The 21,459-nt window shown below is 65.7% G+C and carries 20 protein-coding genes and 1 pseudogene; 11 read left to right on the plus strand and 10 right to left on the minus strand.

Annotated elements, in window-relative coordinates; all coding sequences use genetic code 11:
- Window position 1: 1 nt before the first annotated feature.
- From narI to GK109_RS12325, 5 genes are all read left to right on the plus strand, one after another.
- Window positions 2-889: a respiratory nitrate reductase subunit gamma gene (gene narI / locus GK109_RS12305; protein WP_157240761.1), complete on the plus strand. Its 888-nt coding sequence runs from the start codon at window positions 2-4 to the stop codon at window positions 887-889.
- Window positions 890-901: 12 nt separating this feature from the next.
- The gene (locus GK109_RS12310; RefSeq protein ID WP_157240763.1) at window positions 902-2,137 is read left to right on the plus strand and encodes an MFS transporter; all 1,236 of its coding nucleotides are present in this window, start codon (window positions 902-904) and stop codon (window positions 2,135-2,137) included.
- A gap of 5 nt (window positions 2,138-2,142) precedes the next feature.
- On the plus strand, window positions 2,143-2,889 hold the full coding sequence (locus GK109_RS12315) for a hypothetical protein (protein ID WP_157240765.1): 747 nt from the start codon (window positions 2,143-2,145) through the stop codon (window positions 2,887-2,889).
- 374 nt (window positions 2,890-3,263) lie between these two features.
- Window positions 3,264-4,400, plus strand: coding sequence for an ice-binding family protein (locus GK109_RS12320; protein WP_231754853.1), 1,137 nt, complete (start codon window positions 3,264-3,266; stop codon window positions 4,398-4,400).
- A gap of 10 nt (window positions 4,401-4,410) precedes the next feature.
- Window positions 4,411-5,028, plus strand: coding sequence for a class F sortase (locus tag GK109_RS12325; RefSeq protein WP_231754854.1), 618 nt, complete (start codon window positions 4,411-4,413; stop codon window positions 5,026-5,028).
- 70 nt (window positions 5,029-5,098) lie between these two features.
- Here the strand turns inward: GK109_RS12325 and GK109_RS12330 are convergent, their stop codons facing one another.
- The gene (locus GK109_RS12330; protein WP_157240769.1) at window positions 5,099-5,617 is read right to left on the minus strand and encodes a GNAT family N-acetyltransferase; all 519 of its coding nucleotides are present in this window, start codon (window positions 5,615-5,617) and stop codon (window positions 5,099-5,101) included.
- 84 nt (window positions 5,618-5,701) lie between these two features.
- On the minus strand, window positions 5,702-6,118 hold the full coding sequence (locus GK109_RS12335; protein ID WP_157240771.1) for a hypothetical protein: 417 nt from the start codon (window positions 6,116-6,118) through the stop codon (window positions 5,702-5,704).
- An 88-nt stretch (window positions 6,119-6,206) separates the two neighbouring features.
- Between GK109_RS12335 and GK109_RS12340 the strand changes: the two genes are divergently transcribed.
- On the plus strand, window positions 6,207-6,875 hold the full coding sequence (locus GK109_RS12340) for a metalloregulator ArsR/SmtB family transcription factor (RefSeq protein WP_157240773.1): 669 nt from the start codon (window positions 6,207-6,209) through the stop codon (window positions 6,873-6,875).
- A gap of 211 nt (window positions 6,876-7,086) precedes the next feature.
- Here GK109_RS12340 and GK109_RS12345 read toward each other — a convergent pair whose 3' ends face one another.
- The 8 genes and pseudogenes from GK109_RS12345 to GK109_RS12380 form a co-directional block, all read right to left on the minus strand.
- Window positions 7,087-7,752, minus strand: coding sequence for a haloacid dehalogenase type II (locus tag GK109_RS12345; RefSeq protein WP_370460567.1), 666 nt, complete (start codon window positions 7,750-7,752; stop codon window positions 7,087-7,089).
- Complete coding sequence (locus tag GK109_RS12350; protein ID WP_197432457.1) at window positions 7,749-8,405, minus strand: TetR/AcrR family transcriptional regulator; 657 nt, start codon at window positions 8,403-8,405, stop codon at window positions 7,749-7,751. The genes GK109_RS12345 and GK109_RS12350 overlap by 4 nt, the downstream gene beginning before the upstream one ends.
- Window positions 8,402-10,894: a PEP/pyruvate-binding domain-containing protein gene (locus tag GK109_RS12355; RefSeq protein WP_157240775.1), complete on the minus strand. Its 2,493-nt coding sequence runs from the start codon at window positions 10,892-10,894 to the stop codon at window positions 8,402-8,404. Before GK109_RS12355 ends, GK109_RS12350 begins: the two co-directional genes overlap by 4 nt.
- A 373-nt stretch (window positions 10,895-11,267) precedes the next feature.
- Complete coding sequence (locus GK109_RS12360; protein WP_104999181.1) at window positions 11,268-11,639, minus strand: PH domain-containing protein; 372 nt, start codon at window positions 11,637-11,639, stop codon at window positions 11,268-11,270.
- 18 nt (window positions 11,640-11,657) lie between these two features.
- On the minus strand, window positions 11,658-12,164 hold the full coding sequence (locus GK109_RS12365; RefSeq protein WP_157240777.1) for a TM2 domain-containing protein: 507 nt from the start codon (window positions 12,162-12,164) through the stop codon (window positions 11,658-11,660).
- A 253-nt stretch (window positions 12,165-12,417) separates the two neighbouring features.
- A pseudogene (locus tag GK109_RS12370) lies at window positions 12,418-13,846 on the minus strand (MFS transporter).
- A 364-nt stretch (window positions 13,847-14,210) separates the two neighbouring features.
- The gene (locus GK109_RS12375; RefSeq protein ID WP_197432458.1) at window positions 14,211-14,864 is read right to left on the minus strand and encodes a TetR/AcrR family transcriptional regulator; all 654 of its coding nucleotides are present in this window, start codon (window positions 14,862-14,864) and stop codon (window positions 14,211-14,213) included.
- Window positions 14,865-14,955: 91 nt separating this feature from the next.
- Window positions 14,956-16,077: an alcohol dehydrogenase catalytic domain-containing protein gene (locus tag GK109_RS12380; protein WP_157240780.1), complete on the minus strand. Its 1,122-nt coding sequence runs from the start codon at window positions 16,075-16,077 to the stop codon at window positions 14,956-14,958.
- Window positions 16,078-16,242: 165 nt separating this feature from the next.
- On the opposite strand from GK109_RS12380, the gene GK109_RS12385 reads away from it, so the two are divergent.
- The 5 genes from GK109_RS12385 to GK109_RS12405 all read left to right on the plus strand — a co-directional run bounded on the left by GK109_RS12385 (window position 16,243) and on the right by GK109_RS12405 (window position 21,454).
- On the plus strand, window positions 16,243-17,085 hold the full coding sequence (locus GK109_RS12385) for an alpha/beta fold hydrolase (RefSeq protein ID WP_197432459.1): 843 nt from the start codon (window positions 16,243-16,245) through the stop codon (window positions 17,083-17,085).
- A gap of 58 nt (window positions 17,086-17,143) precedes the next feature.
- Entirely contained in the window at window positions 17,144-18,658 is a 1,515-nt protein-coding gene (locus tag GK109_RS12390; RefSeq protein WP_157242908.1) for an NAD(P)/FAD-dependent oxidoreductase, read from the plus strand.
- A gap of 63 nt (window positions 18,659-18,721) precedes the next feature.
- The gene (locus tag GK109_RS12395; protein ID WP_157240784.1) at window positions 18,722-19,492 is read left to right on the plus strand and encodes an SDR family NAD(P)-dependent oxidoreductase; all 771 of its coding nucleotides are present in this window, start codon (window positions 18,722-18,724) and stop codon (window positions 19,490-19,492) included.
- A gap of 11 nt (window positions 19,493-19,503) precedes the next feature.
- Window positions 19,504-20,373 carry an SDR family NAD(P)-dependent oxidoreductase gene (locus GK109_RS12400; protein ID WP_197432460.1) on the plus strand — a complete coding sequence of 290 codons (870 nt, stop codon included), beginning with the start codon at window positions 19,504-19,506 and terminating at the stop codon, window positions 20,371-20,373.
- 109 nt (window positions 20,374-20,482) lie between these two features.
- Window positions 20,483-21,454 (plus strand): tripartite tricarboxylate transporter substrate binding protein, encoded by a 972-nt coding sequence (locus GK109_RS12405; RefSeq protein ID WP_157240789.1) that lies wholly within the window; start codon window positions 20,483-20,485, stop codon window positions 21,452-21,454.
- Window positions 21,455-21,459: the final 5 nt, after the last annotated feature.

Genomic DNA, 21,459 nt, shown 5'->3' on the forward strand with positions numbered 1-21,459 from the left:
CATGGTGACCTTTGAAACGCTGCCTTTTGAAACACAGCCCGGAGCCGCCGTCGAACTCTCTGCCCTGGACACTGTGCTGTGGGGTGTCCTGCCCTACGTGATGGTGGTGGTCCTGGCGGGCGGGCTGGTCTGGCGGTACAAGTACGACCAGTTCGGCTGGACCACCCGGTCCTCCCAGCTCTACGAATCCAGGCTGTTGCGGATCGCCTCGCCGCTGTTCCACTTCGGCCTGCTCGCCGTGATCGCCGGGCACTTCTTCGGTCTGGTTATCCCGATGTCCTGGACGGAGGCGGTGGGGATGAGCCAGGACTTCTACCACTTCAACGCCCTGTTCGTGGGCGGGATCGCGGGCGTGGGAACCCTGGGCGGGATCGTCCTGCTGATCTACCGGCGCCGCACCACCGGGCCCGTGTTCATGGCCACCACCAAGAACGATAAAACCATGTACGTGGTCCTCACTGCCGCCATCGTGTTCGGCCTGTGGACCACGCTGGCCAGCGTGTTCGAGGGCGAGCACGCGCACAACTACCGCGAAACCGTGGCTCCGTGGTTCCGTTCGCTGTTCATCTTCCAGCCGGACATCGCAGCCATGGCCGCCGCGCCGTTCTCCTTCCACCTGCACACGCTGGTGGGGATGGCGCTGTTCATCATCTGGCCGTTCACCCGGCTGGTCCACGCCTTCACTGCACCGTTCCACTACCTCTTCCGCCCGTACATCGTGTACCGCTCGCGGGACCGGGTGAAGACAGGTGCTGCGGCCGGTGGACGCCCGGGCCGGAGGGTCGGAACCGGGGCGGGCGGCAAGGCCGCGCAGAATCCCAACGCCCCCAGCGCCCGGCGCGGCTGGTCCGCCGTCGGGACCCAGGACCGGGACACCCGGAACCGGTGAGAGGAGAAGACAATGGCCGCAGCCGCCCAGCCCACTGAAACCTCCCACCCGGGCAAGGGACGGAACCTGGCCCTGGCCACTGCCGCCTCGGTCACCGCCTTCTGGGCGTGGAACATCGTGGCGCCGCTGGGCGCGCGCTACACCCAGGGGATGGGGCTGGACCCAACCTCCACAGCGGTGCTGGTGGCCATGCCCATTTTTGTGGGCGCGCTGGGCCGGATCGTGATGGGCGCCCTCACGGACCGCTACGGCGGCCGGGTCATGTTCACGGTTGTCCTGCTTGGCAGTGTCCCGCCCGTCCTGCTGGTGGCCCTCGGCGGCACCCTCGGTTCCTACGCCGTGGTGCTGGGCGCCGGCCTCTTGCTGGGCATTGCAGGTACCGTGTTCGCCGTCGGAATCCCCTTCGTTTCCGCCTGGTACGAACCCTCACGGCGCGGCTTCGCGACGGGCGTTTTCGGCGCCGGGATGGGCGGGACCGCGCTGGCGGCCTTCCTGACCCCGCGTCTGGTGACCTGGATCGGCTACCTGCCCACGCACCTGCTGATTGCCGGGCTGCTGGTGGTGATGGGGGCCGTGATCTGGTTCAACCTGAAGGAGTCCCCGGACTGGAAGCGGAACACCGCGCCGGTGATCCCGAAACTCAAGGACGCGGCCGGGCTCGCCGTCACCTGGAAGCTGTGTTTCCTCTACGCCATCGTCTTTGGCGGGTTCGTCTCCTTCGCCACGTACCTGCCCACGTACCTCCGGGATATCTACCAGTTCGATCCCACTGCTGCAGGCACCCGAACTGCGGGTTTCGCCCTGGCGGCGGTCCTGTTCCGGCCCATCGGGGGAGCGGTCGCGGACAAAATCGGGTCCAAGCCAGTGGTCCTCACGTCGCTGGCGGGCATCGCGGTCCTGGCTTTCATCGTGAACCTGCGGCCCGACGGCGAGATCCCGGCAGGCCTCACCTTCGTGGCCATGGCGGCATCGCTCGGCCTGGGCGCCGGTGGCGTGTTTGCCTGGGTGGGCAGGCTCGCGCCACAGGGGAAGGTGGGCAGCATCAGCGGCATTGTCAGCGCGGCCGGTGGAATGGGCGGCTACTTCCCGCCGCTGGTCATGGGAGCCACCTACAACGCAGCGGACAACAGCTACTTCATCGGCCTCATGCTGCTGGTGGTCACGGCAGTCATCGCCTTCGTGTTCACCATCGTTGCGGTCCGGTCGCCGAAGCAGCCCGCACCGCAGGGTGCATTGAAGGGGACGTAGATGTCATGAAACGGTCAGCGTGGCCCGGCGCGGCACTACTTCTTTCGCTTTCGCTGCTCACCGCGTGCGGCGGGCAAGCCGGCCAACCGCAGGGGACGTCGTCGGGCGTTACCGCAACGGCAAGCGCCACCCGCACGCAAACGACGACGGCGGCACCCTCGCCGAGTGCCTCCGGTGGCCCCTCTGTTGCCTCGCCGTCGGCTTCCTGGACCACCTACACCACGGCGGCCGGCGACCTGGCGTTCGACCTGCCCTCCACATGGAACATCAAGGACCCGGCGGGGGAGCTGGCCGAGGGCGGCGGGGCATTCGCCGAGGTGACCAGCGAGGATGGGCGGCTGCTGGCGACGCTGCGCACCAACATGGCCACCGGCTCCACGTGCACCGAAAAGTACCCCTACTCGGTCCTCGAATCGCAGGAGATGCCGCAGCTGGCGCAATACGGCACCGTTCCGCGGTACACCTTCGAAACCCGCGGCAACGACATCGCAGCAGGCCCGCCGGATACCCCGGCGGCGGCCTACGGCATCACCACCGCGCCCCTTCCCGAAGGTGACTCTGCCTGCTACATGTTCCACTTCTTCAACTGGCCGCCCAACGCCGCCACGTTCGGGGCGTTCTACAACCCCGAGCTGAACCTGACGCCGGGCGACCCGTCGCTGCCGTACCTGGAGAAGGCGAAGCTGTATGCGGGGACGCCGGAGTATGCGGATATCAAGCGGATGATCACGTCGCTGCGGCCGGCGGGTTAGGAACGGAACGTTCGGCGGAAATGCTCTGCAACCGCGACACATCCAGGGAATTGAATAATTCTTTTTGGGTTCCAGGTGCGCCCTCAAGGGCCTGGGATTGGCGCGGGAGCCCGCCCTGACCAGCCACGATGGGGACTAGGGACCGCGTCGGCCGTTCCCAGGTTCCTCCGGGGTCTTCCCGCAGTTTGCGGAGACCGTAGGCGGACCACCGTTTGAAGCGTAGAGTCCGCAGGTATCGCTCCCTCACAATTTGTCAGGCAGTGCTTTGGGGCGTTTGCCCGCTGGGGGAAGGAACTGCCATGCAACACTGCTCTGCGCAACGACGCGGGTCACAACGACACACCTCGGGGGCATCCCGGCGCCGGCAAACAGCAATGGCAGGGGGTGCAGCCGGAGTTGTTATCCTGGCGGTCGCCTTGGTTTGGCAGCAGTCACCCGCCTTCGCTGCCACGCCGGTGGGTTTGGGCACTGCCACCTCCTACTCCGTGCTCGCCGGCTCCGCAGTGACCAACACCGGCCCATCCACCCTCCAGGGGGACCTGGGCGTCAGCCCCGGGACTGCAATCACAGGCTTTCCGCCAGGGATTACGGCGGGGGCCATCCACGCGGCAGATGCGGTTGCGGTGCAAGCGCAGTCGGACCTGACCACTGCCTATAACGCCGCAGCAGGGCAGCCGTTGACCACCAGCGTTGCAGGGGACCTTGTGGGCATGACGTTGACTGAAGGTGTCTACAGGTCCACCAGTTCGCTGGCCCTCAGCGGACAGCTCACCCTGGACGGGCAGGGCAACCCCAACTCCGTCTTCGTGTTCCAGGTGGCGTCGACTTTGATCACCGCGTCAGCCAGCAGCGTCATCCTCACCAACGGCGCCCAGGCCTGCAATGTGTTTTGGCAGGTAGGCAGTTCGGCCACCCTGGGTACCGCATCGAGTTTCAAAGGTTCCATTCTTGCCCTCACCTCCATAACAGCGGAGACCAACGCCGTTGTGGAGGGCCGGGTTCTCGCCCGTAACGGTCAGGTCTCCCTGGACACAAACGTGATCACCAACCCGGCTTGCACGCCAGCCGCAACCACACCGCCCATTTCGGGCACACCGACGGCCACGGCAACGCCCACGGAGACGGCCTCCCCGACTGAGACGGCGACGGCGACGGCGACTGCGACTGCGACCAGCACACCAACTGCTACGGAGACAGCATCAGGGTCCGCCACAGCGACGCCGACTGCAACAACCGTCGACAGCCCGACGGCGACAGCCGCAGGTGGAGCAGGTGGAGCAGCGGGCAATGGGCCAGGTGCCAACGGCGCCAGTTCCTCCGCCCCTGCAGCAGCTGTCCCGCTGGCCGGTACTGGTGCAGGGGGACGGAACCAGGGCACGAACATTGATACGGCCGCGGGCCTCCCAGTTGGAGGTCAGGAGGCACTCGGAATAGTCATGGCGGCCCTTGCCGTGACCGCGGCCATCGTCTTTGCAGCCAGGCTGGTGCTCGGAAGGCGTCGGAGTAGTTAGGACCAAGGGCTTGCGGCGGAAAGCCGTCCTCTCCCTCGTGGGGGCGGCAGGCTTAGCGGCGGCAATCCTGGGCGGCGGGTCCGCGCAGACCCGGAGTCCAGAGGCCCTGCCGCAATCGTCTCTGTCGGCTGCCGCAGAGGCGCCGTCCCCCTCGGTGGAACATGGTCCACTGCAGGAAGCTGCCGCCTCGCAGCCCGTGCACATCGCTTACCCCGCGGTGGAGATGGACCAAGCCGTCCTGCCGCTCTCTCTTACGGAGCAGGAGGCGAGCCTTGGCTCCCTTGTTCCTCCCCCTACTCCGGACGCTTACTGGCTGACCCCGTACGGCACACCTGGTCCAGGCTCCACCAACACGACGTACATCGTCGGGCACAGCTGGGAGGGGCGTCCTTCCCCCTTCAACGGGATCAGTTCACGCGCGCAGCCGGGCGATCGGCTGACCGTATCCACGGCGCAAGGGCCGCTGGTCTTCACCGTCGATGAGATCACCACGGAGTACAAGGACACCCTGAGGGACAGCGCGATCTGGGACAGGGTCCCGGGCAGGCTTGTCCTGATCACCCGCTTTACCGAGGATCTGTGGGGGACCAACATCATCATCCAGGCCAGCCCCCTGCCCTCGGATTAGCGCAGACCAACGCCTGGAGCATGAACGCGCATCGCGACTTCCAACCGCAGCCCTGTCTTCCGCGGACCGGTTACGCCGTGTCGATCCAGTAGCGGCGTTTGCCGTTGCGGGTGTCCTCGTGAACGCCGCCGTTCTTTTCGATGGTGGCCCGGGAGCCTGCGTTATCCTCATCGCAGGTAAGGAGGACCCGCTGGATTCCAAGTTCCCGGGCGATCGGCAGGGCATCAGCCAGCGCCCTGGCTGCATGGCCGCGGCGCCGTGCAGAGGGCCTGACACTGTAGCCGATGTGCCCGCCCTCGTTGAGGAGGAAGTCCGTCAGCTCGTGCCTGATGGCGAGTGAGCCAAGGAACGTGCCGCCTTCAACGATCCACAGGTAGGTGCAGGGCACATGCCCCGGCTTGCGCGGGGTCTCCGGCAGTGCGTCTCTAAGTAGCGCGTCCACGAAGCGGCCGAAAGTTTGGGGATTTTTTAGTTGCTCCAGGGGCCAGTCCTCTGCGCCTCCGCCGTCACGCCGGGCGCCGTCGAACTCAACGGCTCCTTCCAGCCAGGAGGAGTGGTAAGTAACGTCCGGAGCGATGAGGCGGGCCATCACAAGATCGTATTCGAAATGGCGGGCTGGACGCCGGGCCTGCACGAGTGGGCCCAGCGCCCACCCTTGCCAGTCCATTTCAGCTCACCTGAAGATGCCTGTCCCCGGGGAGAGCCGGTTCAGGGCCAGTGCGCCGACCAGGAGCCCGAAGTCCCGCAATGCCACGTCGTAAAAGCCGCCGAGAACCAGGAGGTTGACGATGATGCCGAGAAGCCAGACGGCCACGAGCAGTGAGCCGAACCGCGGACGCACAGCGACGGCAATGCCGGCTATCACCTCGACGACGCCCACCACATACATGATGGTCTGGGCGGGCAGGGGCACGATGGACGTGGCCACCGGGGCGAGGTAGATCGTCCAGTCGACCAGCAGGTTGGTGAACTTGTCTAACCCAAAAACGATCGGTGCAACCGTGAAGACCGTGCGGAGCAAAAGGAAGGCCTGGTGTTCCCCTCTTTGGTCCTGTGCCTGCGCCGGCGTGTGGGCTGCTCGTGTTGTCATGATGGACTCCTTCTAAAAGTAGATATCTTGATTTTAGAAAGTGCCGTAGATTTAAACAAGAGGAATCTTTTTAGAAAGAGGTGCGGGCATGACCAGGCTTCCGTGGGCACGCCGGGTGGTTGCGCTGTCCTCCCTCGGGGACGAAAAGCGGCGGCAGTTGTACGAGCTGGTGCTCGCTGCTCCTGCCGCGCTGAGCCGGGACGAGGCTGCTGACGCCATGGACCTTCCCCGGAGTACCGTGTCATTCCACCTGGACAGGCTGGTGGCCGACGGGCTGCTTGCCGTGGAGTTCCACAAGCCGGCCGGAAAGTCCGGGCCGGGGTCAGGGCGCCCCTCGAAGGTGTACCGGGCCGTTGCCCGTGAAGTGGGCGTTTCCGTGCCGGACAGGAACTACGACCTCGCCGGGGAGCTGATGGCAGCGGCCATCGACGAGGCGGCGGCAACCAACCAGCCGGTGCGTGACGTTCTCCTCGCCACCGCCTATGCCAAGGGGAAGGTGCTGGCCGCGGACAGCCAGGGCCTGGAGGACTTCCTCGTCGCTTTCGGCTACCGTCCCAATCCCGACGGCAGCGGCGGGTTCACGCTGCCCAACTGCCCCTTCCACCGCCTCTCGGAGGGGCACCCAGGTGTCGTCTGTGCCATGAACGGGGCCTTTCTCAGCGGGGCGGCGGCCGGCAGCGGCGAGCCGGAAGAACGGGTTGCGGCCAACAACAGCCCGGGGCAGTGCTGCGCCACGATCACTCCGCGTGGAGCCTGAAGAACGTCCGACGGCGGGCGGACAGTCCCTGCGGCGGGCGCTCCCTGGGTGCCGCAGGAGTCCCGCGGCATCCGCCCTAAGGGCAGAGCCGGTCGAGGGTCTCCTGCGGGAAGTTTGTCCAGTCTGCTCGGGGCGCGGCTGACTGCATTCACGTGCTGGGTTCCGGGTTTGCCTGACATGCCAACGGCGCCCGTTGCGTTCCGGGCCCATCTCAGGCCAGGGCAGCAGCCAACTGGTCCAGCGCCGGCACGGTGTAGTCCGGAGCCTGGAAATACTTGGGGTACTGGACGCCGGACCGGTTGATCCATGCGGTTCCGAGGCCGGCCTTCGCGGCCCCGTGGATGTCCCAGGGATGAACGGCCACCAGCAGCAGCTCATCGGGCGCTGCGCCGCACGTGGACGCGGCGTACCCGTAGGCTGCCCGTGCCGGTTTCCAGGCCGGCGCGTCCTCTACGGAGAGCAGCAGTTCAAAGCTGTCCCTGATCCCGGCGTCGGTGAACAGTTTCTCGGCAACCCCGGTAGCGCCGTTGGACAAGGTGGCCAGCCGGAACCCCGCAGCTTTGAGTGCCTTCACTCCTTCCGGGACATCCTGGTGCAGGCCAAGCCCTGCCAGTCCTGCCATCACATGCTCCACCGCAGCGTCAGGATCCCTGTCAAGGTCCATGCCGGCGAACAGGCCGCGCAGGGCCTCTGCACCGATCTCGGCGAAAGACCCGTTGCCGCCGGCTGCGGTGAGGGCAAAGCCGTCGCGCAGCAGCGTGGCAAACCACAGCTTGGCCAGGGACGCCGGTGCACCTACCCCTTCGAACCTGCCTGCCAGGGGGGACATGTCCGAGAGGGTTTCATTGACGTCGAAAACAATGGTGGAAGGTTTCACGGGCGCAGCCCTCCTTCAGTTACAGTTTCAGGTGCCCGCCGGGTGTGCCCCGGCTCGAGGCCGAACAGCGGCAGCACCACTTCGTCCACAATCCCCACCAGGAAGTCATCCTCGATGGGGCCGGAGCCGAAGATGAACCGTTGCCGCAGCAGGGCGGGACCGGCCTCGAGCCTGAAGCCAGTCACGAGGTCCGGATCGCATTCGCCCCGTCTTACGGCGCTGGCAAGGATCTCATGCATCATCCTGCTGGCGTTTCCATGCGTGAACTCACGGACTTCTGCGGCAACTTCGGGGTTCTGCAAGGCCTCACCCAACACTCCGCGAACGGCCTGTCCAACGGTCCCTTCCAGCAGCCGGGCAGCCTGCCGCATGACGGTCAAGGTATCCAGCCGCAGGCTGCCGGTGTCCGGGACGGTGTCCGGGCCATGCATAGAGGCGTAGGCGGCGTCCAGTACCAGGGCGGCGCGGCCGGGCCAGCGCCGGTAGAGGGAGGCTTTGCTTGCGCGCGCGCGTTCGGCTACCCGGTCCATAGTCAGCGCAGAGTATCCGGATTCGGCGATCTCTGCCAGGACGGCATCGAAGATCGCGTTGTTCAGGACCGCGCCGCGCCGGCGCGGCAGCTTTCGATGGTCCGGACCGGCTCCGGCGGTCACGACGACGGCTCCGCAACAGCCGCCGTGACCTGTCCGCGGGTGCCGTCCACCAGGACCAGCTGGCCGGTCTGCAGGTCACGGGTCCCCGACCCGGTGGCCATGACGGCGGGGATCCCGTATTCCCGGGCGACGATGGCAGCATGGGAGGCGATTCCGCCGGCGTCAACCACGACGGCGGCCGCGCGCTGGAACAGGGGAGTCCAGGATGGGTTGGTGTAGGGGCAGACAAGGACCTCGCCGCTGCGGAGCAGTCGGAATTCGTCCGGCCCGCGAATGATCCTCACCGTCCCGGTGGCCTGGCCGCGGCTGGCGGGCATGCCGGACACCAGAGTTCCGGGCGCCGGACGCATGTGAGCGAACAGCGTTGCCGTGTCCAGCAGCGGAATGCCTTCCAGTTCCCGGCGTTTCGCGGCCCTGGCCAGCACCAGCCGGCGGTAGCGTTCCCTCTCGGCGGCAGGCAGCGCGCCGCCGTCGTCCATTCCCGCCAGTTCTTCAAAGCGCAGGTGCTGGACATCGGCCGCATCAGCCAGCACCCCGGCATCGCACAGCCGCCGGCCCAGTTCGGACAGCGCGCGCCGGAGCGGCGGCAGCACCATGGTGGCGTAGAAGTGGCTGTCTTCGCGGAAGGCGGTCCCGGCTTTTGCGGCGTCGACGGCGGACAGCAGGTGCCGCCGCAGGGCCGCGATCCGCAGGGCGGGATGACGTTTCAGTTCCGCAAGGGCCTGGCCGGTTTGGTCTGCGGCCGGCCGCCGCTCTCCCATCATGGAGGTGACCAGACCTAGAACCACCTCGGGGGCATCGGACCAGGTCGGTGAACTGGACAAGAGCACGCTGACGGTTTCACGGTGGCCGTATTCTGCCAGGAATGCCTGGAATTGTGTGTGGAACTCCTTGAATTCAGGATCGTGCTCCAGCCGGGAAAGCAGTTCGCCCGGTTCCAGTTCCGTGAAGGCCCGGGCCAGCGTGCCCTGCGACCGGACCTGGTCGGCCAAGGCCTCCAGCGCACGGTTTGCCTGGCTGGTGCGGGTTTCCGCGCCGGCGATGAGTGCCGGGCCAAGGTGCCTCTTGCCCAGCAGCATGAGCATCAGGCGCAGCTTGGCCTGCGGAAGGAAAGCTCCCGGCAGGTACGAGATCCGCAGCTCGGTGATCCCCCGCATCGTGGCGAAGGCGTCCTCCGCGAGCCCGATCACCCCTCGCCAGGCCAAGGTCCGGGGGTCCTGGGCGTTGAGCCGCCGGACGTTCTCCAGGAATGTGGAGAACCTGCTGTCCCGGGTCCACCGGGTTGGATTGAACCGGCGGGCCCGGCGCACCACGGAAACGGGTGCGCCGAGCGTGCGAAGTGTAGGGTGCGGCACCGGAGGAACCAGCCGGACCACCACGCCGTCCTCCTCCGGCAGCAAGTCGTTCACCGACGGGAAGACGACGCCGACGCTTCCGGCCATGCCGTGGAGCATGGCCAGAATGCCGCGCTGCATCCAGCCGGACACGTCCAGGGGATACGGACGTTCCTGGAACATCTCCAGGAAGAACGGACCCATCAGGCGCTGGAACGGGTTCAGGTGTAGTGGCTGCGGCGGCAGGGCGGTCATCGGCCGCGACTGGAGCACGTACAGGCGCCCGCCGGTGATGGCCCATTCCATGTCCTGCGGTCGGCCGAAATGATCCTGGGCACGTATTGCCAGCCGCGCCAGTTCCGCCAACTGCCCTGTGCCGAGGGCAGCCTGCCGGCTGCCCGTGCCGGCGCTCTCCCCGGTGCCCCCGCCGGCAAGGGCCCGGATCACAACCTCATGGGCGCCCGGGATGAACGATTTTGTCCGGCCCGAACGGTCCAGCACGTAGTGTTCCGGCGTGACGCGTCCAGAAACCACGGCCTCGCCCAGGCCGGGGCTGGCATCGACCACGATTTCACCGCGCTCGCCGGTTACCGGGTTCGCGCTGAACAGGACTCCCGCGGTGTCCGCTGGCACCATGTCCTGCACGACGACGGCAATCGACACTTCCCGCGGGTTGATCTCCTGGCGCTGCCGGTAGGCGATGGCGCGGTCCGTCCACAGCGAAGCCCAACATTCCACCACGGCACGGGTCACTGCCTGCTCGCCGACAACGTTCAGGAAAGTGTCCTGTTGCCCGGCAAAGGCGGCTCCTGGCAGGTCTTCGGCGGTGGCACTGGAACGCACGGCCACCGGACCGCCGCCCAGCGCGGCGTAAGCCGCCGCAATATCAGCGGTGACGCACGCCGGCACGTGGGATTCGGCGAACAGCGCGCGGATCCGTGCCCCGGCGTTTTCGGCTTCGAGCAACCCTTCCAGTTCGGCGCCCAGGCCGGTTTCTGCCAGCAGGGTGGCGTAGGCGGCGGTTGTGACCACAAAGCCCGCTGGAACAGGGAAGCCGTGGCGCACGAGCTCACCGAGATTGGCTCCCTTTCCGCCAGCCAACGCCAGGTCCGCGGCGCCGAAGTCGGCGAGCATCCCGGTAAATTTTTCAGTCATCCGGGACTCCCTGGGGACAGAGGGGGGCGGAGCGGCCGTTGGTCCAATGCCCCAGAAGCATCACAGGCAGGATTCCCGGAAGTGCCGCACGAATGGCTGTTGGAAACTGCGGGATTGCGGCGCTGCTTGCGGTCCATTGGGCCCCGGTTTAGAGAACTAATGGTTCTCTATAAGAGTACGTTCGTTGTGCCAAGGCCGACAAGGCTTTGACTCGGCCTCGGCATGAAAGTGGACGTCGAGGCGCCGTCAGGGCCCCGGAACCGGTCGGCCCTGCCCCACAACGCGATGGGTGGCTGGGCCGCCGGTATCCGGGCACTTCCCTCGACGTAGAAGGGCGGCCGGAGCATCCGATCGCCCTTCCACGTGCTGACTGCTATTTGGTGTTCAGCATGTTCCAGAGAATCAAGTCATGTGCGTGCTTGGCTTTGTCATCGCCGCGGAAGTCCGCTTCCTTGATGCTGCCACCCGTGTCGATTCCGATGCTCGAGGTTGACGCGAACCTGCCCATCATCGACTTGTTGGACAGCATCGAGACGGAGCGGATGTTCTTGTAGGGCACGGACACGACGGCAAGTTTGTTTCCGACGAAGCTCTTGTCCTGGAGGATTACGCGCATGTTGGTGATGCCCACGAAGCCGGTACCGACCCCGATGCAGTCGTAAACGGCGTAGACGATTTCTCCCTGCAGGAGCCCGGCCCTGATTTGCTCGAGCTGTTCATACTTGTCGTGAATGATCTCAGTCAAAGTGCAGTCTCCTTCGGCCTAGTTGCGGAGCGGAACGCCGTGGGCGTCCCGCTGGAAGTAGACGGCGCCCGCGAGGATCATGATGCCCTCGATAAGGCCCCACAAGGCGAGGAATCCCAAGCCCAGCACACTCAGGACGATCGCGAGCACGAGCTGGATGATGCCGATCTTTGTATATCCAAGGTAAAAGCGGTGGATACCCAGGCCACCCAGGAATATGCCCAACAAGCCTGCCGCGATCTTCGACTTGGACTGCGGGTAACCGTAACCCGGCTGCGGCATCGGCGGCTGGCCTGAGTATTGCGGCGGCTGGGGCATGGGCGGCTGGCCTGAGTACTGGGGCGGCTGGGGCATGGGCGGCTGGCCTGAGTACTGCGGCGGCTGCGGCATTGGCGGCTGCGCAGAGTACTGCGGGCCGGGGAAGGGCGGCGGGGTTGGAGCTTGGGCGCCGTTGTAAGGAGGGGGCACAGGCGGGCCGTAATTTTCCTGCGGGGCCGAGTTCGCGTCGGGGTGTTGCTGGGTCATGGTTGATGCCTTCCGGAGAATGATGATGCGGCCCCAGGTGACCGGGCGGCGGCAGTCAACGACGGCATCCCCCAGAATCCATAGCCTTCCTTAGTGTGACGGACTGCTGGGCAAATTTCCCTGTAAGCCGCAGTGTTTCCTCCTGAAGACGTCGAGGACGTTCTTAACGAAAGCGGTCGACGGCGGGGAGTCCCGCCGTCGACCGCTTGGCCTTGGGTGCCACTTGCGGTAGCCCGTCCCGCGGCCGCATCCGTTACCCCGCCGCCACGCTTTCACGGGCAAGAGCGGGCTCTGGCGCCTCAATTTCGTCCTTGCGGGTCTCGAGGTCGCCGAGCGACTTGCCCTTGGTGTCGGGGGGACAGGAGGGTAGCGAGCGCTGCGACGGCGCAGATACCCAGCGTGGTCAGCCCGATGACCAGGGGGACGTTGGCGGACCCCGGGGGAGCGACGGCGGTGAAGATGCTTGGGAAGAACGATGCGATCATGAGGCCCACGTTCTGCGACACGGCGAACCCTGTGACGCGGATCCGCATGGGGAACTGCTCCTGGAAGAACGTGGCAAAGGTGGCGTTCCACATCTGGAAGAAGATGCCCTGGACGATCACGATGCAGACGAAGACCAGTGCCAGGCTTCCCTGCTCGATGGCCCGCAGGTATCCGCCGGCCAGCACGCCACCGCCCACGCCGCCGGCCACCATCAGCATCCGCCGGCCGATCCTGTCCGAGAGCGCGCCGAACAGCGGAATGGTGACGACGGCGGCGATGTTGGCCACGAGGGTGACCCACAGGAAGTCGCTGCTGGAGAAGCCGTTGCCGTAGCCCTTCTGCGTGGCGTAGGAGACACCGAAGATGAGCGTTGCCATGCCGATCACGTTGGTGAAGGTCATCAGGATGCAGCGGACCAGGACCCACGGGTAGCCGCGGACCAGGTCAACGAGGGGGAACCGCTGCTTGGCCTTGCCGGCCTCGGACTGCGCAGCATACGCCGGCGGCTCCTGCACCCGGCGGCGGATGATGTAGCCCGCCAGGATCACAAAGGCGCTGAGCAGGAACGGGATGCGCCAGCCCCAGGCCTGGAACTGGTCGGCGGGCAGGATGGCTGCAAGGGGAAGCAGGACGGCGGTGGCCAGGATGGAGCCCACCTGGGTGCCCTGCAGGCTGAAGCTTGCGAAGAAGCCGCGCCTGGCGTCGGGGGAGTGCTCCACGATCATCGCGCTGGCGCCGCCCAGTTCTCCTGCGACGGCGAAGCCCTGGATGAGGCGGAGGATCACCAGCATTATTGGCGCCAGGATGCCCACCTGTCCGTACGTGGGCAATAGTCCGACGGCGAAGGTGGCGAAGCCCATCAGCAGCATGGCGAAGACGAGCACCTGCTTGCGGCCGTGCCGGTCACCGTATGCTCCCAGTACGACGGCGCCTACCGGGCGGGAGACGTAGCCCACCGCGTAGGTGGCGAGCGAGGCGATGATCCCCACGGTCGGGTTTTCGGTGGGGAAGAAGATGGCGGGGAAGATGAGCGTCGCTGCCAGCGAGTACAGTGCGAAGTCGTAGTATTCGAGTGCGCTTCCGATCCAGCCGCTCATCGCCGCCTTCTTCGGGTCCCGCTGGCCAGCGCCGGCTTCCGGGATAGGACGGGTTTCCCCGGGGGTGCTGCTCATTCTGGTGAATTCCTTCGTCGTCATTGGCAAGGAACCGGAACTGTTGTGTTCCGGATGGTCGACGGGGACCTTGAAGGTGCCGGGCTTCGGAAAGCCCTTTCCCTTGAATCGTTTCATCAAGAATAGGATAGTGATGCCGGTTACGTCAACGCGGTAACCGAACAGCATTTGCAGAGGGCCTGACCAGGCCGCTTTCCGCCATCAGGGATCGCGTAGGCGGCGGTTGTGACCACAAAGCCCGCAGTAACAGGGAAGCTAGGAGCACATCCTGCGGGACCACGAGCCCTGGACGCCTTTTCTAGGGGTGGACAACGGACTGGACGACCTCAGTCAAGCGACTCCTGCTTCTCGGCCCAGATGGACGCCCTGCTGGCAGGCGCTGGATCTTTCAAAACCGGAAAAGCGGTTCGATCTGCACGCGCAGGCGCTCGCGGAGTTTCTCCCAGAGATCCTCCGGGCGGAATCCGCGCGCCGGGGTGCGAAGGATCTCATGGATATAGGTTCCGTTGCAGTTCTGCGCAACGATCAGTGAGTCGACGTCGGCGCTGAGGTATCCGGCTTTCCTGGCGTCGTCGAGGATGGCGGCGATCAGGGCGATAACCCTGTCGCCCTGGGAGATGCTCTGGGCCCCAAGCTGGCTTCCGGCCTTGAAGCCGTGGTGCAGGTAGCTCGTGACGTTCTCCGGGTCGGTTGCGTAGAACCGGGCGCGTGCACGGAAGATGGCGTAGATCCGCTCCACATAGTCCCGCGCGGTGGAAGTATTGGCGGCCAGTTCCTTGTCCGCGTCTTCGATGGCCTGGAGCGTCGTATCCATGCGCTCGCCGATAACCAGTAGCAGCAGTTCGTGCTTGTTACTGACGTAACGGAAAAGGGTGGCCTCCCCGACCCCGGCAAGCTCGGCCACTTCCTTGGTGGTGGTGTGCTCGTAGCCCCGCTCGTTGAAGAGCTGTTCTGCTGCAGCGCGGATGTTCTGGTAACGCTCGATCCGGGCCTTCTCGCGCAGCCCGACGGGAGCACCACTTGCGGAGGCCTCCGAAGTCATCGTCTTCATCCTTTATTAACGTTCCTATCAGCGGTGGGGTACCGGGCGGCCGTTCGCAGCTGCCGGGGTTCAGTTCTGGTGCCGATAACTCTCAATTGAACATCACGATCTGGCGGATGGCATTTCCATCGGCGAGTTCATCCATCGCCTCGTTGATGTTGTCCAGGGTGATCACCGACGAAGCCAGTTTTTCGACCGGCAGCCTTCCTTCGCGCCACATCTGGGCGTAGACCGGGATGTCGCGGGCGGGTACTGCGGAGCCCAGGTAGGAACCGACGATGGTGCGGGCCTCGGCTGTGATCCCCAACGGTTCAATGGATGACAGCACTCCCGCAGCCGGCAGTCCGGCAGTCACCGTGGTGCCGCCGGGCGCCGTGGCCTGCACCGCGGTTTCGAAGGCACGGGGGTGGCCGGCCGCCTCGATGACGATGTGGGCCCGGATGCCCAGGTCCGCGGCCTCGGCAGGCGAGTACGTTTCTGTTGCCCCCAGTTCCCGCGCTGTGATCAGTTTGTCCGGGTTCGCATCGACGCCGATGATCCGGGCGGGTTCGGCCCACGCTGAGGAGATTGCGACGGCGGTCAGCAGAGCTGCCATGCCGACTCCTCCGAGGCCGACGATCATGATGTCCTGCCCCTCCTGGGGATTCCCCGCGTTGATGACGGCCCCGCCTCCAGTCAGCACCGCACACCCAAGAAGTGCAGCGACCGACGGCGGCACGTCGCTTCCGACCGGGACAACCGAGCGGCGGCTGAGCACGGCATGGGTCGCGAAGCCGGAGACTCCGAGGTGGTGACGGACAGGCTGGCCGGCACGCGTCAGTCGGGTGGACCCCCCTGGCAGCGTTCCGGCCCCGTTTGATTCTGTACCGACGCTGCACGGCAGCTTGCCCCCGGTGCGGCAGTTGGGGCACTCCTCGCAGCGCGGCAGGAAAACCGTGACCACCCGCTGGCCCGGTTCAAGGTCATCGACATCCGCGCCGACAGCGACGACCGTACCGGCGGCCTCGTGGCCGAGCAGCATGGGCAGCGGACGGGGGCGGTCGCCGTTGACCACGGAGAGGTCCGAGTGGCAGATACCCGCAGCCTCCATCCGTGTCAGGACTTCCTGCGGTCCCGGCCCGGCGAGGTCAAGCTCCGCAACGGAAAGCGGGCGGGACCGGGCGTATGGACGTGGGGAGCCGACGGTCTCCAGGACCGCGCCGGTAATCTTCATTGTTTCCCTTCCAATGATTGTGCTTCGTATCACTCTTATGCTTTTATGAGAGTGTAATCCGCACGGAGTGCACTTTCAATATCGTGTCACTGCCGCGCTGCCTGCACCCGATCGGATTCCCTCATCGTTATCAGTACCGGCCAGTCAAATTCGAAGGGATTGGAATTGAAGATTCATCCAGATGCAAACGAGGGTGCCGTCCACGTCGGGGGCCTTTCGGTTCCTTTCCATGACACGCTTGCACCGGAAGACTCCCGGGACACCGTGGTCCTGGTCCACGGAACGGGCGGAAGCGCCAAGACTCATTTCCGCACCCTCTTTCCCATGCTTGCCGCCCGGTACCGTGTCCTGGCCGTTGACCTGCAGAGCCCTGCCGGGGAACCGACCCTCGACGGATTGTCAGGGCAGGTTGCGGCCGTCATCGACCACCGCGCTCCTGCTCAGCCGGTCCATGTGGTCGGCTACTCACTGGGCGCACTGGTGGCGGCCGACCTCGCCGCTTCCCGCCCCGAAAGCGTGTCAAGCCTGACCCTGGTGGCCGGTTGGGTCAGGGCCGACGCCCAGCAGCGGCTTCGCAACCGGATCTGGAAGCGGCTCTTCGAGTCGGATCAGGACCTCCTGCGCGAGTTCGTCACCTGGACAGCCTATGGACACCCTTTCCTTGCCGGCCGGGGCGACGCTGACATCCAGGCCCTGATTGATGCCCGGACCTTCCCGGAGGGGATTGCCGGTCAGATGCGGCTCAACGCCGTTGCCGATTTGAGCGGCAGGCTTGCAGCGATCACCGCTCCGTCCCTGGTCATTGCCGGCGCCCACGACCAGATGGTGCCCGCCCGGCAGACCCAGCTCCTTTTCGGAGGCCTTCCGAACGCCCGCTACGCGGTCATCGACAGTGGTCACGCCGTCCCGCAGGAGCGCCCGGCCCAGCTGTTCCAGCTCATCAACGAATTTGTGACGGACCCCGCCGCTTCTCCTGCGGGCCGGATCCGGGAAGCACTCTTTGTCTAGCCCGTCGGGACCAGCACGCAACAACACACACATTGGAGGAACAGTGGAAAGTACCCCTATGGGTTATCCGGCGTCCGGTTCGCCGGTCGACGTCATCATCGTCGGCACAGGCTTTGGCGGCCTTGGCATGGGCGCAAAACTGGCCCGCGAGGGCGAACGCTCATTCATCATTCTCGAACGGGCGGAAGACGTGGGCGGAACCTGGCGCGACAACCACTATCCCGGCGCGGCCTGCGATGTGCCGTCGCTGCTGTACTCGTTTTCCTTCCGCCCCAACCCTGAATGGTCCCGGATGTTCGCCCCCCAGGAGGAAATCCTCGGTTACCTGCGCAGCGTCGCCCGGGAAGAGAACCTCCTTGAACGGATCGTGTTCGGCGCCGAACTGACCGACGCCCGCTGGGATGAGGCGGAAGCGCTGTGGAAAGTCAGCACCCCCAAAGGTGAGTTTGCAGCCAAAACCCTGGTGACCGCCGTCGGGCATCTGTCCGAGCCGAAGATGCCCGACATCGAGGGACTGAGCGACTTCTCCGGCGAAGTGTTCCACTCAGCGCAGTGGAATGACGGGATTGACCTGGCGGGCAAGCGGGTGGGCATCGTCGGCTCGGGAGCCACGGCCATCCAGGTCTTGCCCGAGGTGGCAAAGATCGCCGGGGAGGTCGTTGTGTTCCAGCGCTCGGCCCCGTACGTGACGCCGCGACCGGACCGGGCCTACACCGAGGAGGAAAAGGGTCTTTTCCGCAAGATGCCCGAGGTGATGCAGGAACTGCGGGAGGAGATGTTCTGGTCCAATGAGGAGCGCTACGCCCAGCGCCGGGGCACCCCGACGCTGGTCTCCGCTGCAGCGCAGGTCGCCCTGGACCATCTCCACCGGCAGATTGAGGATCCGGAACTGCGCCGGAAGCTAACCCCGGACTACACGTTCGGCTGCAAGAGGGTCCTGAAATCCAGCGATTACTACCCGACGTTCACACAGGAGCACGTCCACCTGGAAACCGGCGGCGTCACGCGTGTGGAGGGCAGCCGTGTTATCGGCGGGGACGGAGGCAGCCGCGAACTGGATGTCATCATCGCCTGCACGGGTTTTGAAGCGACAGACCTGCCCATTGCCTACCGCATCTACGGCCGCGACGGCCAGCCGCTCAGTGAACGCTGGGCCAACGGCATGCAGGCCTACGCCACCACGGCCGTGCATGGGTTCCCGAACCTGTGGATCATCAACGGGCCCAACACCGGGCTGGGCCACAACTCCGCCGTCTACATCGCCGAGGCCCAGATCGACTACATCATGGGCGCGGTGAACTTCCGCGACCAGGCCGCTGTGCCGGCGCTGGAGGTGAGCAGGGAAGCGGAGGATGCCTTCATGGACCGTGTGGACCAGCTGGCGCAGGGCACTGTGTGGCTCGACGGCGGCTGCAGCAGCTGGTACGTTGACCACCGCAACGGGCGGCTGACCACACTGTGGCCGGAACCGGCCTATACCTTCCGCCAAGTCAACGCGCCCTTTGACCCTGAACCCTATCTGGCCGGATCCACGGACCAAGCCAGGGAAGAAGCCCTGGCCGGAGTGCGCTAACGGCCCCACGGGGAGACTGCCGAGAAGAAGGCCGCCTCCCGTTCAACGAGGAACGGACAAAGCATGAGTAACAACCAGCAGCACCACCGAACAGTCGTCGTCACCGGCGCGGCCGGGGGCATCGGCCGCGGCATCGTGGAGTCATTCCTGGCCAGCGGGGACCGGGTGATCGCCGTGGATGCATCAGACTCCGCACTGGCCGGCCTCCGGGCGGACCTGGATCCGCAGGGCGGATCCCTGCAGGCAATGCAGTGTGACGTCACTGAGCCCGGCGACTGGCAACGGATCGCAGAGGCGGTGGAGGCCAGCCCGGAAACCCCTGCGGTGCTGGTCAACAACGCCGGCATCTCCCCGAAGCGGGACGGACAAAAGATCCCGGGTGATGAAGTCCCCTTGGATGAGTGGATGAGTGTCCTGGCGGTGAACCTCACAGGCCCGTTCCTAGGTATCCAGGCCCTGGTACCGCACATGAAGAACACTGGATTCGGCAGGATCGTCAACATGTCCTCCCTGGCAGGACGCGACGGCGGCAGGCTGGGCGGCGTCCACTATGCCGCGACCAAGACGGGCCTGTTGGGCCTGACCCGTTCCTTCGCGCGGGAACTCGCACCGTTCGGTATCACCGTCAACGCCATCGCCCCGGGGCGGATCGACGCCGGCATGGCCGCCGGCGTCTCCGACGAAGTCAACCGGAACTATCTCAGCCGCATCCCGGTGGGCCGGCTGGGCAGCGCCGATGACGTTGCCCAGGCCGTCCAGTACCTGGCCGCCGTTGAAAACGGCTTCGTCACGGGCGTCACGGTTGACGTCAACGGAGGGTCGTACATGGGATGAGATTCCAATCCTTGAATCCTCCGGAGGCGGGCGGGAGCGGGGCGGACCGATTGCGGGGGCCGGACAGGCTGCGGGGCAAGGTGGTACTGGTTACCGGCGGTGCCGGCGGTATCGCCGCGGCCACGGCCCGGCGCCTGGCCGCCGCGGGAGCACACGTATCCCTCGTCGACCGCGACCAGCCAGCCCTGGACCAGCTGGTCTCCACTCTGGGAGAGGGCCATCTGGCCACGGCAGCGGATGTGACGGACCAAATGTCCTTGCAGGCCGCAGCCCGGCGGACAGTTGAGCACTTCGGCCGGCTGGACATCGTCTTTGCCTGCGCCGGGATCGGCAGTGCCTCCACGGTGGCCGTTTCCAGCACCGAGGACCTGCTGCGGATCGTCGACGTCAATCTTGGCGGTGTGATCAGGACCGTCAAGGCCACCTTGGAGGAGATCACCGCAAACCGGGGCTACTACCTGCTCATGAGTTCGGCCGCCGCGTTGAAGAATGTTCCGCGGGCCAACGCGTATGCCGCCTCCAAGGCGGGCGTGGAGGCCTTCGGCGGGGCGCTGCGGCTGGAACTGGCCCATAAGGGCGTTGACGTGGGCGTCGCGCATCCGGCATGGGTGAGCACCGGCATGATTTCCGGGGCGGGAAGCCGGGCCGGAGAGAGCCGCTCCCTTCCGTGGCCGTTCAACGTGGTGTCCAGCACGGAGACCTGCGCCGACCTTCTCGTCGGCGCGATCGCCGCGCGGCGGCGCAAGGTATTCGTCCCGCGCAGCCTGGCCCTGATGGATCCGCTGCGGTGGATCTCAACCGGGCCGCTGTGGGACGCCTTCATGAAACCCCGGGCGGCGCTGAGCGTCTCCCGGCTCGAATCAGCAGCACCCAACGAATGATTTATTTCACCGGAGGCGGTTGTGCCGCCGGTCACAATCCTGTATTACTGAGAGGGCACTCCTTGCGGAGTGCACTCTCAACTTCAGACCGAAACCACCAGAGGTTACCTTGAACAAGACTCGCGTGTTCTTCGCTGCCGTCACTGTCGCCGGCCTTTCGCTTTCCGTCACGGGCTGCTCCGGTGCCTCCAAGGCATCATCCGAAAGCTACCCGACCAAGTCCATTACGTTCGTCATGCCCTATGCCGCCGGAGGGCCTTCGGATACAACGGCGCGTGCCTACGGTGCCTGCCTCGGGAAGCTGCTGGGCGGCACCTTCGTGGTGGAGAACCTTGACAGCGGAGCAGGTGCAGTGGCCATGCAAAAGTTGGCCGGCGCCAAACCCGACGGCTACACCGTAGGGCTCAGCACCAACGGGCCTATGGTCCTGAATCCGATGAGCAACGACCTGGCCTACTCCCAGGACGATTTCCAGGCCCTGGGCACCATGGCAGCCATCCCCACCCTTTTCGCCGTGCCAAAGGACTCCCCGTACAAGAGCCTGCAGGAGTTGTTCGACGCCGCCAAGGCCAACCCCGGGAAGATCTCCATCGGTGTTCCCGGCGCCACCAGCTCGCTGGCCACTGAACTCAAGCGCCTGCAGAAGGAGAGCGGCATCGAGTTCGCCCTGGTTCCCACCTCCGGCAGCGCCGAACTCATCACCAACCTGCTGGGCAGCCACATCGACGCCGGATTCGTCAACGACTACCTCGACGTTGAGGCCCAGGTGAAAGACGGCGCCCTCGTCCCGCTCGCTGCTGCCGGTGAAGCACGCTCGGAGGCCTTCCCCGACGCTCCCACGGCCAAGGAGGCCGGCTTCGACGTCAAGACCACCTCGGTCTACGGGCTCTTCGCCCCCAAGGGCCTGCCGCAGCAGGTTTCGGAGAAACTCGAAAGCGGCGTCGAAACCTGCAGCAAGGACACCGAAGTCATCGGCCAGATCGGCGACCGGTTCGTGCCGAACAGCTTCTCAAATGCGGAAGCGACCCAGCAGGTTTTTGCCGACATGCGCACCCGCTACGAGCCCCTCCTGGCGAAGTAACTAAC

The sequence above is a fragment of the Pseudarthrobacter sp. GA104 genome, from assembly GCF_009741265.1.
Classification (GTDB): domain Bacteria; phylum Actinomycetota; class Actinomycetes; order Actinomycetales; family Micrococcaceae; genus Arthrobacter.

Coding starts and splice junctions, on each gene's coding strand:
- GK109_RS12355 (WP_157240775.1), bottom strand. CDS start 10,894: ATGACTGAAAAATTTACCGGGATGCTCGCCGACTTCGGCGCCGCGGAC.
- GK109_RS12365 (WP_157240777.1), bottom strand. CDS start 12,164: ATGACCCAGCAACACCCCGACGCGAACTCGGCCCCGCAGGAAAATTAC.
- GK109_RS12330 (WP_157240769.1), bottom strand. CDS start 5,617: ATGGCCCGCCTCATCGCTCCGGACGTTACTTACCACTCCTCCTGGCTG.
- GK109_RS12395 (WP_157240784.1), top strand. CDS start 18,722: ATGAGTAACAACCAGCAGCACCACCGAACAGTCGTCGTCACCGGCGCG.
- narI (WP_157240761.1), top strand. CDS start 2: ATGGTGACCTTTGAAACGCTGCCTTTTGAAACACAGCCCGGAGCCGCC.
- GK109_RS12390 (WP_157242908.1), top strand. CDS start 17,144: ATGGGTTATCCGGCGTCCGGTTCGCCGGTCGACGTCATCATCGTCGGC.
- GK109_RS12320 (WP_231754853.1), top strand. CDS start 3,264: ATGGCAGGGGGTGCAGCCGGAGTTGTTATCCTGGCGGTCGCCTTGGTT.
- GK109_RS12380 (WP_157240780.1), bottom strand. CDS start 16,077: ATGAAGATTACCGGCGCGGTCCTGGAGACCGTCGGCTCCCCACGTCCA.
- GK109_RS12335 (WP_157240771.1), bottom strand. CDS start 6,118: ATGACAACACGAGCAGCCCACACGCCGGCGCAGGCACAGGACCAAAGA.
- GK109_RS12315 (WP_157240765.1), top strand. CDS start 2,143: ATGAAACGGTCAGCGTGGCCCGGCGCGGCACTACTTCTTTCGCTTTCG.
- GK109_RS12375 (WP_197432458.1), bottom strand. CDS start 14,864: ATGACTTCGGAGGCCTCCGCAAGTGGTGCTCCCGTCGGGCTGCGCGAG.
- GK109_RS12310 (WP_157240763.1), top strand. CDS start 902: ATGGCCGCAGCCGCCCAGCCCACTGAAACCTCCCACCCGGGCAAGGGA.
- GK109_RS12340 (WP_157240773.1), top strand. CDS start 6,207: ATGACCAGGCTTCCGTGGGCACGCCGGGTGGTTGCGCTGTCCTCCCTC.